Source organism: Nocardia sp. NPDC058114 (assembly GCF_042884695.1).
Classification (GTDB): domain Bacteria; phylum Actinomycetota; class Actinomycetes; order Mycobacteriales; family Mycobacteriaceae; genus Nocardia.
Map to the genome: position 1 here is coordinate 268,026 of NZ_JBHVTK010000001.1, position 12,903 is coordinate 280,928.

At 68.9% G+C, this 12,903-nt stretch carries 14 protein-coding genes; 11 read left to right on the forward strand and 3 right to left on the reverse strand.

Annotated features, from left to right (window positions below):
- The first annotated feature begins 160 nt into the window (after nt 1-160).
- A complete protein-coding gene (locus ACFVVI_RS01270) occupies nt 161-1,501 on the forward strand; it encodes an MATE family efflux transporter (RefSeq protein WP_387442323.1) in 1,341 nt (446 codons plus the stop codon).
- A gap of 120 nt (nt 1,502-1,621) precedes the next feature.
- The gene (locus ACFVVI_RS01275; RefSeq protein ID WP_387442324.1) at nt 1,622-2,767 is read left to right on the forward strand and encodes a lipase family protein; all 1,146 of its coding nucleotides are present in this window, start codon (nt 1,622-1,624) and stop codon (nt 2,765-2,767) included.
- A gap of 17 nt (nt 2,768-2,784) precedes the next feature.
- Here the strand turns inward: ACFVVI_RS01275 and ACFVVI_RS01280 are convergent, their stop codons facing one another.
- Complete coding sequence (locus ACFVVI_RS01280; protein WP_378992342.1) at nt 2,785-3,093, reverse strand: putative quinol monooxygenase; 309 nt, start codon at nt 3,091-3,093, stop codon at nt 2,785-2,787.
- 89 nt (nt 3,094-3,182) lie between these two features.
- Between ACFVVI_RS01280 and ACFVVI_RS01285 the strand changes: the two genes are divergently transcribed.
- The 4 genes from ACFVVI_RS01285 (at nt 3,183) to truB (ending at nt 6,244) form a co-directional block, all read left to right on the forward strand.
- Nucleotides 3,183-3,485 carry an ArsR/SmtB family transcription factor gene (locus ACFVVI_RS01285; protein ID WP_387442327.1) on the forward strand — a complete coding sequence of 101 codons (303 nt, stop codon included), beginning with the start codon at nt 3,183-3,185 and terminating at the stop codon, nt 3,483-3,485.
- A gap of 42 nt (nt 3,486-3,527) precedes the next feature.
- The gene (locus ACFVVI_RS01290; protein ID WP_358062466.1) at nt 3,528-4,484 is read left to right on the forward strand and encodes a metallophosphoesterase; all 957 of its coding nucleotides are present in this window, start codon (nt 3,528-3,530) and stop codon (nt 4,482-4,484) included.
- 156 nt (nt 4,485-4,640) lie between these two features.
- Entirely contained in the window at nt 4,641-5,312 is a 672-nt protein-coding gene (gene npt / locus ACFVVI_RS01295; protein WP_378992346.1) for a 4'-phosphopantetheinyl transferase Npt, read from the forward strand.
- Complete coding sequence (gene truB, locus ACFVVI_RS01300) at nt 5,312-6,244, forward strand: tRNA pseudouridine(55) synthase TruB (protein WP_387442330.1); 933 nt, start codon at nt 5,312-5,314, stop codon at nt 6,242-6,244. Before npt ends, truB begins: the two co-directional genes overlap by 1 nt.
- Nucleotides 6,245-6,325: 81 nt before the next feature.
- Here the strand turns inward: truB and ACFVVI_RS01305 are convergent, their stop codons facing one another.
- Entirely contained in the window at nt 6,326-7,810 is a 1,485-nt protein-coding gene (locus ACFVVI_RS01305) for an FAD/NAD(P)-binding protein (protein ID WP_387442333.1), read from the reverse strand.
- Between the two features lie 225 nt (nt 7,811-8,035).
- Between ACFVVI_RS01305 and ACFVVI_RS01310 the strand changes: the two genes are divergently transcribed.
- From ACFVVI_RS01310 to ACFVVI_RS01320, 3 genes are all read left to right on the forward strand, one after another.
- Complete coding sequence (locus ACFVVI_RS01310) at nt 8,036-9,151, forward strand: LuxR C-terminal-related transcriptional regulator (protein WP_387442336.1); 1,116 nt, start codon at nt 8,036-8,038, stop codon at nt 9,149-9,151.
- Nucleotides 9,152-9,262: 111 nt separating this feature from the next.
- Entirely contained in the window at nt 9,263-9,685 is a 423-nt protein-coding gene (locus ACFVVI_RS01315) for an EF-hand domain-containing protein (protein WP_387442339.1), read from the forward strand.
- A 121-nt stretch (nt 9,686-9,806) separates the two neighbouring features.
- Nucleotides 9,807-10,637, forward strand: coding sequence for a hypothetical protein (locus ACFVVI_RS01320; RefSeq protein WP_387442341.1), 831 nt, complete (start codon nt 9,807-9,809; stop codon nt 10,635-10,637).
- A gap of 7 nt (nt 10,638-10,644) precedes the next feature.
- Here ACFVVI_RS01320 and ACFVVI_RS01325 read toward each other — a convergent pair whose 3' ends face one another.
- A complete protein-coding gene (locus tag ACFVVI_RS01325; protein WP_379317214.1) occupies nt 10,645-11,406 on the reverse strand; it encodes a metal-dependent transcriptional regulator in 762 nt (253 codons plus the stop codon).
- A gap of 102 nt (nt 11,407-11,508) precedes the next feature.
- On the opposite strand from ACFVVI_RS01325, the gene ACFVVI_RS01330 reads away from it, so the two are divergent.
- Both ACFVVI_RS01330 and rpsO read left to right on the forward strand, forming a co-directional pair.
- Nucleotides 11,509-12,477 (forward strand): bifunctional riboflavin kinase/FAD synthetase, encoded by a 969-nt coding sequence (locus tag ACFVVI_RS01330; protein ID WP_378992358.1) that lies wholly within the window; start codon nt 11,509-11,511, stop codon nt 12,475-12,477.
- Between the two features lie 127 nt (nt 12,478-12,604).
- Nucleotides 12,605-12,874, forward strand: a complete 270-nt coding sequence (gene rpsO / locus ACFVVI_RS01335; RefSeq protein ID WP_056811493.1) for a 30S ribosomal protein S15 — start codon at nt 12,605-12,607, stop codon at nt 12,872-12,874.
- Nucleotides 12,875-12,903 lie beyond the last annotated feature (29 nt).

A 12,903-nucleotide genomic window follows, 5' to 3' on the forward strand; every position in this document is an offset into this window, starting at 1 on the left:
GATCATGCCCGGCGATCGGCGAGATCGCTCCGGTGGCGCTGCGCGGTGGGCGATGGTGTCGGTGGCGTGTGCCACCATCGGCAGGTCGGCAGCGCGTCCGATGAGTTCGTGGTGACCGTGGGAGGTCGGTGTGGGGTCCGCTGAACCGAGGGACGAAGCCGTGACCGGCGATGAGGCCGACCAGGTCGGGCCGCGGCGAATTCTCGGCATCGCCGTGCCCACCCTGGGTGTGTTGGTCGCCGAGCCGCTGTATCTGCTCTTCGATATCGCGGTGGTCGGCAGGCTGGGGGCGCTGGCACTGGCCGGGCTGGCCGTCGGCGCCGTGATCCTCGGGTCGGTGAGCACCCAGCTGACGTTCCTGTCCTATGGGACGACCGCGCGTGCGGCCCGTAGACACGGTGCGGGGGATCGGACAGGTGCTGTCGAGGAGGGCGTGCAGGCCAGCTGGGTGGGTGCGGCGATCGGTCTGGTGATCGTCGCGGTGATCCAGTTGTTCGCGGTGCCACTGTGTTCGGTGCTCTCCGGCGGTGGGGAGATCGCCGACGAGGCGCTGATCTGGGTGCGGATCGCGCTGTTCGGCGTGCCGTTGATCCTGCTGTCGATGGCGGGCAACGGGTGGATGCGCGGTGTGCAGGATGTGCGACGACCACTGACCTACGTGGTGGTGGGCCTGGCGTTGTCGGCGGTGCTGTGTCCGGTTCTGGTGTACGGACTGCTCGGCGCACCGCGGATGGAACTGGCCGGCTCGGCGGTGGCGAACCTCGTCGGCCAATCGGTCTCCGGCGTCCTGTTCGCCTATGCCCTGCTGCGCGAACGTGTTTCGCTGCGCCCGCGCGTCGAGGTGATGCGCGCTCAACTCGTCCTCGGGCGCGACCTCATCATCCGCAGTCTGTCGTTCCAGCTCTGCTTCGTCTCCGCCGCCGCGGTGGCCGCCCGTTTCGGCGCCGCGTCCGTGGCCGCCCACCAGGTGGTCCTGCAACTCTGGAATTTCCTCGCCCTGACCTTGGACTCGCTCGCCATCGCCGCCCAGACCCTGGTCGGCGCGGCTCTCGGTGCCGGTAATGCCCACGGCGCCAAGGCGATCGCGCGCCGGGTGACGGTCTGGTCCGAGATCTTCGCGCTGCTCCTTGCCGCCGTCTTCGCCGCGGGCGTGACCGCGATCCCGCTGCTGTTCACCGACGACCCCCAGGTCCTCGAACGCATCCATGTCATCTGGTGGTTCTTCGTCGCCATGATCCCGGTGGCCGGCGCGGTGTTCGCCCTCGACGGCGTCCTGCTCGGCGCGGGCGACGCCGCCTTCCTTCGCACCGCGACCCTCGTCGCCGCCCTGACCGGCTTCCTGCCGCTGATCTGGCTGTCGCTGATCTTCGACTGGGGCGTGGCGGGAATCTGGACCGGTTTGGTCGTCTTCATGTTGGCTCGACTGCTGGCCGTCATCGCCCGCGCACGATCCGGTCGCTGGGCCAAGGTGGGCGCCGAAATCCCGCACGGCGCCGCATAGTGCTGTGGAAACCTTTGCGACGCAGCAGATTCGATTCTGGTGACGGGCACGAAGGTGCTTCTCGGCAGTAGATCGCCTACCGTCGCAAGTGCGGACAGTGGGATCGACGATGGAGGCGCAATGGCCGTGCACGATGTGATTGCCCAGGCCGGCCGGGTGGCGGTGGCCGCGGCGCTGGTGCTGATCGGCGCGGTGGGCGCGGGGCCCGCGGCGCAGGCGGCGCCCGTCGCGCCGGGGCAGCTGATTGCCCACACCGCGCAGCCTGCCGGCTGGGGTGAATGGTCGCGGGCAGCCATCGTCGAATATCGCACGGAGGGTGCGACGCACGGCATCGCGAACGCGGCAGGGCTGGTGCTGCTCCCGGATTCGCCTGCCCCGGAAGGTGGTTATCCGGTGGTGGCGTGGGATCACGGGACCAGCGGGCTCGGGCCCGACTGCGGCCTCACCACCGACAAGGCGCGGCATGAACGCCCGCTGCTGCAAGCGTTCCTCGATCGCGGCTGGGCGGTGGTCGCACCGGATTATCTCGGCCTGTCGCCCGGCTCCGACACCGTGCACCCGTACCTGCACACTCGCACCGAGGCCACGGCCACGATCGACCTGGTTCGTGCCGCGCGGGCCGCGGAGCCGAGTCTGGCGCCGACGTGGGCCGTGGTCGGCGGTTCGCAGGGGGGACATGCCGCACTGGGGACCGGCAACCTCGCCGGCGACTACGCGCCCGAACTGGACTTCCGCGGCACCGTGGCACTGGCGCCGGCATCCAACTACGAGCAGATTCTGACCCAGCTCGGTCCCGAGGTCCCGAACCTCCCCGTGGTGGACCGGCTCGTCGGCCCGTTCGCGGGCATGCTCGCCGGGCTTCGCGCCACCCGTCCCGATCTGGATGTGAACGGTCTGCTCAGCGCGCGTGGCCGCGAAGTGGTCGACGCGATCGCCACCAGTTGTGTCGACGATTTCGACCGGGCCGTCGGCAATGCGTCGATCGGCGCGCTCCTGGCGAAGCCCGTGTCCGCCGACGGCATCGGCGCGGCCCTGCGCGACTACATGGTGGTCCCCACCGTCGGCTATCGCCAACCGGTGCTGATCGCCCACGGCGCGGCCGACACGGTGGTTCCGCTGCCGCTGACCTTCGCGCTGCTCGCGCAGATGCGATCGGCGGGCACCCAGGTCGAGTTCGCGCAGTACCCGGGCGGACACGAACAGGTCGGCGTCGAATCGCGGGAACGGGTCCTGGCTTTCGTCGACGGTTTACTCGCCACCGCCTGACCCGGGAGCGGGACGGCTCAGCGGGGATAGGGGCTGAGCATGTCGATCCAGCGGATGTCCAGGTCGCGGGTCAGGTAGTCCAGGCGCGAATTCCAGAAGTCCTGCATGTGCGGCAGGGCGAGGTGGCGGTCGAGGTCGGCTTTGCTGCGCCATACCTCGTAGAAGACGAAGACCGAGGGGTCGTCGCTGTCGACGTGGAAGTGGTATTCGAGGCAGCCTTCTTCGGCGCGGGTCGGTTCGACGAACGAGAGCAGCAGCTCACGCAGGTCGTCGCGGCGTTCGGGTTTCGGGTGGGCGAACCCCACCAGCGCGTAGGTGCTCGACATGATGCTCCTTAGGTACGATGTTCTACGTACCTAAGGACGCTAGGCGGCAGTTAGGTATGACGCAAGCCGTACCTATGTGGAGGTGGTGGGTGGACCAGGAACTGGAGCTGGGAGCGGTACTCGGCGCGCTGGCCGATCCGCTGCGGCGTCGCGTGATCACCCTGCTCGCGCTGGATCCCGCCGATGGCGACCGCAGCTGCTCGTCGTTCGACCTACCGGTGACGAAGGCGACCCGCACCCACCACTTCCGGGTGCTGCGCGAGGCGGGGCTGGTCCGGCAGGTGAATTACGGCAATCGCAGCACCGTCGTCCTGCGGCGGGCCGACCTCGACGCGCGGTTTCCCGGGCTGCTCGATCTGCTGGTGGCCGAGGCCTCCGACGCGCAGGGGTGAACCCGCCGGTGCCGCGCACCCGGGGTGTGCCACTGTGGACAGGTGATTCCGAAGTTGATGGCGGTCAGCGATGTGCACGTGGGGCATCAGGGCAACAAGCCTGTGGTGGAGCAGATCGTTCCCGATTCGCCCGAGGACTGGCTGATCGTCGCCGGTGACGTGGGGGAGAAGGCCGAGGAGGTGCGGTGGGCGCTGGAGTTGCTGCGCGGCCGCTTCGCCAAGGTGATCTGGGTACCGGGCAACCACGAGCTGTGGACCACGCCGAAGGATCCGGTGCAGATGCACGGCGCCGCCCGCTACGACTATCTCGTCGCGATGTGCCGTGACCTCGATGTCGTCACCCCCGAGGACCCGTTCCCGGTGTGGACGGGTCCGGGCGCCGAGAAGTACGGCGGCCGGGTCACCCTGGCGCCGATGTTCCTGCTCTACGACTACTCGTGGCGACCGGCGGGGACGAAGACCAAGGCGGAGGGTCTGGCGCTGGCGCGCGAACGCAATGTGGTGGCGACCGACGAGTTCCTGCTGACTCCCGACCCGTACCTCACCCGCGACGCCTGGTGCCACGCCCGTGTCCAGTACACCCAGCGCCGCCTCGACGCGCTGCCCACCGACACTCCGTTGGTGATGATCAACCACTTCCCCCTGGTCCGCCAGCCCACCGACATCCTGTTCTACCCGGAGTTCTCGCTGTGGTGCGGCACCGACCTGACCGCCGACTGGCACACCAGCTACAACGTGGTCTGCTCGGTCTACGGACACCTCCACATCCCGCGCACCACCTACTACGACGGCGTCCGCTTCGAAGAGGTCTCCCTCGGCTATCCCCGCGAATGGAAACGCCGAGGCATGCCGGAACCGCTGCTCCGCCAGATCCTTCCCGACCCGGTCTACGCCGAAGGCGATCTGAACTCCTGGGGCGGCCATTTCAAGGTCACCCCGGAGATGGAAGCCGCGGCCGCCGAGATGCGCGAGAAGGCCGAGCGCAGGCGAGGCATCTGACAGCGAATTTGCACGAGAACCCCACGCCTGATTTCGTAAGAGCATCGGCAACTCACCGGGCACGAGCAAACCCGCCCACCCGGTACCGCCAGACGCCAGCGCTGACCCAACCAGCGCCGAGGTCTGGCCACACGACGCGGAGAGGCGGACAAGCCAGTGCTGGAGAGGATTTTGCCGAGGAGTGTGGCTTCGGCGGAGTTGCTGGTTTTCCCGGAGGATCTCACGGCGCATCCCGCCGAGGAGCACCTCATCGCCAAGTCCGTGGAGAAGCGGCGCCGGGATTTCATCGGCGCCCGGCACTGTGCTCGCCTCGCCCTCGAACAGCTCGGTGAGCAGCCTGTCGCGATCGGCAAGGGCGAACGCGGCATGCCGCTGTTCCCGCGCGGCATCGTCGGCAGCCTCACCCATTGCGACGGCTACCGTGCCGCCGCGATGGCGCACTCGCTGCGTTTCCGTTCGGTCGGTATCGACGCCGAACCGCACGACACCCTGCCCGAGGGAGTGCTCGATTCGGTCAGTCTGCCCGCCGAACGCGAATGGCTGTCGGATACGCCCGGCGAGGGCCTGCATCTGGATCGGCTGCTGTTCTGTGCCAAGGAGGCCACCTACAAAGCCTGGTTCCCGCTCACGCTGCGGTGGCTCGGTTTCGAGGACGCGCACATCACCTTCGAGATCGACTCCCGCACAGACAATGCGGGCTCGGGCACTTTTCATACGAAGCTGCTCGTGCCCGGCCTGACGAACGACGGCGGCGCCGCGCTGACCGAGTTCGACGGCCTCTGGTTGATCGCCGACGGGCTGATCCTGACCGCGATCGCACACGGCTGATGGCCGCGCGAGTGTCGCGGGTGGGCGAGCTGGGCGGTCTCGTGATCGTCGACAAGGACAGCGGCCTCACCAGCCACGACGTGGTGGCGCGCAGCCGAAAGCTGTTGCAGACCAAGAAGGTCGGCCACGCGGGCACCCTCGACCCGATGGCCACCGGGGTGCTGGTGCTCGGGGTGGAGCGGGCCACGAAACTCCTCGGCCAGCTGCTGCTCACCACCAAGGCCTACACCGCGACGATCCGCCTCGGTCAGGCCACGAACACCGACGACGCCGAGGGTGAGGTCACCGCGACCACACCCGCGCTGCACGTCACCGACGACGAGATCGCGGCCGGCGTCGCGGCCCTGACCGGCGACATCGAGCAGGTCCCCGCCACGGTGAGCGCCATCAAGGTCGACGGCGAACGGGCCTACGCGCGCGTGCGCGCCGGCGAGGAGGTGCAACTGGCCGCCCGGCCGGTCACGGTGTCGCGCTTCGACATCCTGGCCCGTCGCGATGTCGCCGACGGTGAATTCGTGGATCTCGACGTCGCGGTCGAATGCACCTCCGGTACCTACATTCGCGCCCTGGCCCGCGACCTCGGCGCGGCCCTCGATGTGGGCGGACATCTGACAGCCTTGCGCCGCACCAGGGTCGGTCCCTTCACACTCGAACACGCCCGCACCCTCGAACAACTCGCGACCGCGGTCGAAGCCGAGCAGCCTCTGCTCAGCCTCGATATCGACGCCGCCGTCCGCACCGCCTTCCCGCTCCGTGACATCGACGAATCGCAAGCCACCGACCTGCGGACCGGTCGCTGGCTCGAGCCCGTCGGCATCAAGGGCGTCTACGCCGCGATCGACCCACGGGGCCGGGCCATCGCACTCCTGGAGGAGAGCGGCAAACGCGCGGGCTCGGTGATGGTGGTGCGTCCGAGGGGAATCGGCGACTGACGAGCTCGTTGTCGTTCGATGCCCGCCTCGTGGCCGGGTGAGGCGGGCGCCCGAGCCCGAAACCGCCTCGCTGGGCAGGGGTCAGCTGTTCACGGGCAGTGTCTCGTGCCGGAATTCCGGTAGCCCGGATTCCTTCGTCAGGTGCTCGGCCAGCTGTGCCGCTTCCGCGGCGAGGCCGGGTGGGTTGGTGGCGATGAACATCGAATCCGCCGCCAGGTTGCCGAGGACGTGCCAGGTGCCGGCACGCAGCGCACGGGTGCGTGGTTCGGCGCGGAGACCACCGGTGGGCGCGACTTGCGCTGTGCCGCTGTCTAGCAGGTGTGTCATCAGCGTCTCGGTGTCCTGCGGGGTGACGTAGGCAGGTGGGTTGACGGCGTTGATCACGATGTCGGCCGTCCCGGTGGATTCACCGGTCAGCGTGAACCCGGTGTCGTCCGCCGCGATCGCGGTGAGTCCGGTGCGCAACCGCACCTGACCCGAATCCAGCAGGCGCAGCAGGATTTCCGCGTTGTGCGGGACCATCGGCGAGCTGAGGCTGCTGATCGTGCGGTAGTGATCGGTCCGCAACCTCATCCGGTCGGCGTCGGTCAGGGCAGGCCACAGGATCGGGCCCATCGTGCGGATCGCCATCGTGAGCAGGCGTCGACCCAGCAGGGTGGAGTCGACATCGGCGAGCTGGCGGCGCAGGCGAAGCACCGGGTCCTCGGCGCCGGTGGCGCGGATCTCGGCGGCGAACTCGTCGAAATCCTCACCCAGGCCGGCCAATTCGGCACGCAGGAGCGCGACCACCGCGGTGAACTCGACCGCCCCGCCCGCCGCGAGGTCCAGTGCGGCGGCCGGGGTGAGGTGGCGCGGTGACAGTGGTCGTGGACGTTGCTGGACGAACGGCAGGATCCCGCTGCGCGACAGCAGGGTGATCGGACCTCGATGACCGTTCTCGGTCAACGCGGCCGTGATGTCGACGGCGGTCAGGCCGCTACCGATCACGGCTACCCGAGCCTCGGGATCCACCTCGGTGAGCGTGCGCGCCAGCGGATACGGCTCGTCGACATAGCCGGGGGCCCCGGTCAGTCCGTACTGGTCGCGGGGACGGCCACTGCCGACGCAGAGCACCACGCGATCCACCGGATACCCGACACCGCCCTCGGTGCGCAGTACCACCGGCTGTTGCTGCGCGACGCCGGTGACCCGGTCGTTCACCACATCGACCCGCCATCCGTCGTGACGCAACCGGTCGATCGACGCCCGCGCCGACTGTTCCAGGTACTCGCCGTACATCGCGCGCGGCACGATCGGCTGTCCCAACCCGGGGTCGAGGAAGCGCACCGCGTCCGGTCGCCGGGCGAGCCAGTCCTGGAAATGCCCACGATCGCTCGCCCGCGCGGACATCAACGCGGGCGGGGCGTTCACGCGCACCGCGGGCACATCGCGCTGATAGGCCCGTCCACGCCACAGCGCCGCGGATCCCTCGAACACGGTGATCGTGCCCGGTGCCCCGTCGGCACCCGCGAGCGCGTCGAGCAACCCGACCGCGGCCATTCCCGCACCGATGATCCCGATTCGCATGTCGACTCCTGTCGTCGGAGGGCGTTGCCGCGCACTCGCATTTGATGGCGAGCACGACGTCGTGCCCGCCCTCCGATCAGCGTGCTCGCGCCGGTGCCGCCGCGAAATCCCGCATGTGCGGGATACGGCTCACCGGGTGACGCGGGGCCGCGGCGGTGCGCGATCGACGGGCACCCCCTCGATCGCGGGATGGTCCCGAACATTGACCGCGACGACAATGGGCACATGACCGCCCCGGCTTCGCCTGCCATGACCGCCTTGCTCCGCGGGATCGACGCGGCGCCGGATGCGCACGAGCTGTTCGAGCGGACTTCCACCCGGTTGCGCCGGTCCGTGGGGTTCGATGCGGCGGTGTGGGTGGCCACCGATCCGGTCAACGGCCTGACGACCGCGCCGGTGCGGGTGGAGAACCTGCACGAAGGCGGCTGCGGGACCTACTGGGAGTCAGAGCTTTTCGCCGAGCACGTCAACCTGTTCCGCGATCTGGCCGTGGCGCAGGTGCCGGTGGCCGGTTTGCGCGCGGTGACGGGCGACCGGCCGACACTGAGCCCGCTGTATCGAAGCTTCATGCAGCCCCGCGGATTCGGTGACGAACTGCGGGCCGTGCTGCGCGTGGACGGTCAGGGTTGGGGGCAGGTGAGCTTGTTCCGGGAACGCGGCAGACAGGCCTTCGCCGCCGCCGATGTGGCGGTACTGCACGCGTTGTCGGCCCCGATGGCGCGGCGCCTGCGCGGCTTCGCCCGACCGGCGACCACGGGTTCGAGCGGCGTCCACGCACCCGGCCTGCTGCTGTTCGGCGCAGACGGCGCGCTGCTCTCGGTGAACGACGAGGCCCGCGAGCTGCTCGCGCTGATGCCGCCTGGCCCGTCTACCACGACCGGCGCCGGACTCGAATTGCCCTTGCCGGTCTGGATTCTCAGCACCGCGGGGCGTGCGCGGCTCACCGGAGACAGCGCTCGCATCCGCATTCGCACCCTGACCGGGCAGTGGCTCGTCTGCCACGCCTCGTGTCTGCGTGACGCGAACGGCGAACCGACTACGACGGCGCTGGTGATCGAACACGCGACGCCCTCGGACGTCGCGGCGCTCATCGTCGCCGCCTATGAACTGACCCGCCGCGAACTGGAGGTCACCGAACTCATCGCGGCGGGACTGTCCACCGCCGCCATCGCCCGGCAGCTGCTCGTCTCCGCCCACACCGTGCGCGACCACGTGAAGTCCGTCTTCGACAAGACGGGTGTCACCAGCCGTGGCGAGCTCGTCGCGGCCCTGTTCACCGAATACCGGCAACCGGCGGCCGAATCGGTCACACTGCGGGTCCTCGACGGACGCGCCGGCTGAGCGGCGATCTCGCGGACCGCGGGGCCGACTCCCTGTGCGCCGCACCCACTCCGGCGAATCCGTAGAGTGGCGTAAACCGGCCGGTGGCCGGGGTGGAAGAGGGATCGTGAGATGAGTGCAGAGTCGGTCGACACGTTCACACTGTGGGATCGCGACGGTGACGGACTGGTGTCGGTGGGCGATATCGCCGACGGAATTCGTTCGGCGGGAATCGAAGTCGACCGGGAGGCCGTCGAGCGGATGGTCGCCGCCGCGGATACCAACGGTGATTTTCTCGTCTCCCGTGCCGAATTCGACGCCGCCGTCGTCGCGGGGCGGATCGAGGTCACCGACGCCGATGCGGCGTTCCGGGTCTTCGACACCAACGGTGACGGCCGGATCTCGGTGGCCGAGCTGGAATCGTTGATCCGCCACGTGGGTGCGGGGCGCATCGACGAACCGGCCGCCGACCTGCTCGCGGCCGCCGATCAAGACGGCGACGGCTACCTCTCGCTGCCCGAATTCCGGGTGCTGCTGGATTTCCTGTCGCGCTGAAGGTGCCGCCTTCCCCGGTCGGCGGCCGCACCGGTAGTCAGGGGTACTGGACGGCGGATAACACCCTGCTCGGAACGTGCGATAGCGAGGATGTATAGCTTTCGCGTCGGAGGGGTAGACCATGGCTGCGATCAGGAAGATCTGGATCGGTGCCGTCGCCGGGGTGACGATGGTGCTCGCGGGCTGTGGCGGCGTCGATCCGCAGGCACCGGGATCGAGCTCGGCGCGTCCGACCACCACTCGCACTGCGCCGATCTCGGTCGCCACGCCCAACCCCGCTCCCGCAGTCACGCCCGCCGACCGCCCTGGCGCGGGCTCCTCGAATTCCGTGGGTGCCTCCACTGCCCCGGCGAAGACCGCGAGACCGCCCGAACTCGCGACCGGCACCGTGGTGCTGCGCACCGTGACACTGTCCGGGATCCCCGTTCCCGGTGTGCCGGTGTACCTGTCGCTGCAGCAGCCGTGTGATCCGGCGAGCAACGACATCCCCGTCGGCGAGACGGTGGAAACGCTGCGCCGCGACGGTGTCACCGACGAGCAGGGCCGGGCGGCCTTCGCCACCGAAATCGGTTGCTACCGCTTCGGGATGACCGCGCCCGCCGGCACGAACCCGGTCCCCGAGGGTATGCACTCGCTGTTCCTGGTCACCCCCGGCGGCACGGCCACCGGTCAGCTGCGCTTCCAGGACACCCCACCCGAACCCGCCCCGGCCTGCGCCGAATCCACCATCGAAACCGAACTCGGTGTCGATCCGGGACCCGTCGCCACCATTGCCGACTGCGACGGGCAGTGGGGTGTCATCCGCTGGGAGACACCCGGCGACAACCAGCGCGTCATCACCCGCACGTCGGGAACCTGGTCCACCTATGTCCGGTTCCCCCACGACATCTGTTGGTCCAGCGCCGTCGCCGATGGCGTTCCGGACCGCCTCCGTACCTACTTCAACTGCTGATCCAGGACTATGTGGTGAGCCAAATCGCTTCGGCGGCAAGAGTTCCCAGTTCGGTGGGGGCCTCGGCCGAGGCGATGCGGACGGCGATGGTGCCGGCGAAATCGCGGCGTTCGGCGACTTCGATGGTGGTGTCGAGCGCGATCCCGACCGAGTCGAAATAGCGCAGCATCGCGGGGTCGGAGTCGGAGATGCGGGCCACCCGGCCGGATTCGCCCGCGGCGAAGTCGCTGAGCTGACGGGCGGGGGGAGTGGGGACGGCGCCGTCGGTGGAGGGGATGGGGTCGCCGTGCGGGTCGCGGTCGGGGTGGCCGAGTTTCGCGTCGATGCGGGACATGAGCAGGTCGGAGACGGCGTGTTCGAGTACCTCGGCCTCGTCGTGCACTTCGTCCCAGCCGTAGCCGAGTTCGTTCACCAGGAAGGTCTCGATCAGCCGGTGACGGCGCACCATCGCGACCGCGGCGCGACGGCCGTGTTCGGTCAGGGTGATCGCGCCGTAGCGGGCGTGCTCGACCAGGCCCTGATCGGTGAGCTTGCGCACCGCCTCCGACACCGTCGAGGCCGACACGCCGATCCGCTCGGCCAGTAACTTGGTCGACACCTTCTCTTGCGACCACTCCTGAGCGGTCCAGATGACCTTCAGATAATCCTGTGCCACCGCCGACAGTTCGGGCGCGATCGTGGCGGCGAGTTCGGCCTGCTCGGCGGGTTGCGTCAGCGCGCTGCGGGTCGCGACATCTCGTTTAGCTGGCACATCACCAATGTTAGGCATCCCTGGCCCGAATGACACATCGGCGAACCGGCACGCCGCGCACCGGCGATCCGCCGCACACCGGAATTCTGTTCGGGCACCGCTTTGCGTAGGCTTCGCTCTGTGCAGAGATGGCGAAGTCTCGACGACGTGCCCGCGGACTGGGGGCGTTGCGTTCTCACGATCGGCGTGTTCGACGGGGTACATCGGGGGCACGCGCAGCTGATCAGCCGCGCGGTGGCCGCGGCGGAGAAGCGTGGCGTGCGCTCGGTTCTGATGACCTTCGATCCGCACCCGATGGAGGTGGTGCGACCCGGTTCGCACCCCGCGCAGCTGACCACGCTGACCCGCCGCGCGGAGCTGGCCGAGGAGCTCGGGATCGACGTGTTCTGCGTGATGCCGTTCACCCAGGATTTCATGAAGCTCACCCCGTCGGAATACGTACACGACCTGCTGGTCGAACGTCTGCACGTCACCGAGGTCGTGGTCGGCGACAATTTCACCTTCGGTAAGAAGGCCGCGGGCACCGTCGACACGATGCGCGAACTCGGCGAGCGGTTCGGCTTCGAGGTCGACGGGGTGACCCTGCTGGGCGAACACGCTGTCACTTTCTCCTCCACCTACATCCGGGCCTGTGTCGACGCGGGCGACATGGCCGCGGCCGCCGAGGCGCTGGGGCGGCCACATCGCGTCGAGGGCGTCGTCGTGCACGGCGACGGGCGCGGGCGCGGGCTGGGTTTCCCGACCGCCAACGTCGCCCCGCCGATGCACGCCGCGATCCCGGCCGACGGGGTGTACGCGGGGTGGTTCACCGTGCTCGGGGCGGGCCCGGCCATCGGTGACGCCGCACCCGGCGAGCGCGCGATGGCCGCGATCTCGGTCGGCACCAACCCCACGTTCTCGGGTCGCTCACGGACCGTCGAGGCATTCGTCCTCGACGGCGAGGCCGATCTCTACGGCCAGCACGTCGGTGTCGATTTCGTCGAACAACTACGCGGAATGCGCAAGTTCGACTCCATCGACGATCTGGTCGAGGCCATGGGCCGCGACGTCGAGGCCGCGCGCAAGGTCCTCACCGCCGCCGACGCCTGAGCCCGAATTACCCCGGCCGTTACGTGTCGAGTAGAGTGGCTCCTCGGGTTTGCTGCGGTCCGCGGTGGCGCCCATCCCGGGTAACCGGACCTTCGAGCGCGGAACTGAAAAATAGGAGTCGAGCCACATGGCACTGACCACTGAGCAGAAGTCGGCAATTCTCGCCGAATACGGCCTGCACCCCACCGACACCGGCTCGCCGGAGGCGCAGATCGCGCTGCTGTCGAAGCGGATCTCGGACCTGACCGAGCACCTGAAGCAGCACAAGCACGATCACCACACCCGGCACGGCCTGCTGGCCCTGATCGGTCGTCGTCGCCGCCTGTCGAAGTACCTGCAGGCCAACGACATCAACCGCTACCGTTCGCTCATCGAGCGCCTGGGTCTGCGTCGCTGATCTGAATCGGACACGCCTCCTTGTCGAGG

What these genes read in the sequence shown, in the direction of transcription:
- ACFVVI_RS01280 (WP_378992342.1), bottom strand. Translation starts at nt 3,093, where the DNA reads ATGTCGAGCACCTACGCGCTGGTGGGGTTCGCCCACCCGAAACCCGAA.
- truB (WP_387442330.1), top strand. Translation starts at nt 5,312, where the DNA reads ATGGCCGCGCGAGTGTCGCGGGTGGGCGAGCTGGGCGGTCTCGTGATC.
- ACFVVI_RS01275 (WP_387442324.1), top strand. Translation starts at nt 1,622, where the DNA reads ATGGCCGTGCACGATGTGATTGCCCAGGCCGGCCGGGTGGCGGTGGCC.
- ACFVVI_RS01310 (WP_387442336.1), top strand. Translation starts at nt 8,036, where the DNA reads ATGACCGCCCCGGCTTCGCCTGCCATGACCGCCTTGCTCCGCGGGATC.
- ACFVVI_RS01325 (WP_379317214.1), bottom strand. Translation starts at nt 11,406, where the DNA reads ATGCCTAACATTGGTGATGTGCCAGCTAAACGAGATGTCGCGACCCGC.
- ACFVVI_RS01305 (WP_387442333.1), bottom strand. Translation starts at nt 7,810, where the DNA reads ATGCGAATCGGGATCATCGGTGCGGGAATGGCCGCGGTCGGGTTGCTC.
- rpsO (WP_056811493.1), top strand. Translation starts at nt 12,605, where the DNA reads ATGGCACTGACCACTGAGCAGAAGTCGGCAATTCTCGCCGAATACGGC.
- ACFVVI_RS01315 (WP_387442339.1), top strand. Translation starts at nt 9,263, where the DNA reads ATGAGTGCAGAGTCGGTCGACACGTTCACACTGTGGGATCGCGACGGT.
- ACFVVI_RS01320 (WP_387442341.1), top strand. Translation starts at nt 9,807, where the DNA reads ATGGCTGCGATCAGGAAGATCTGGATCGGTGCCGTCGCCGGGGTGACG.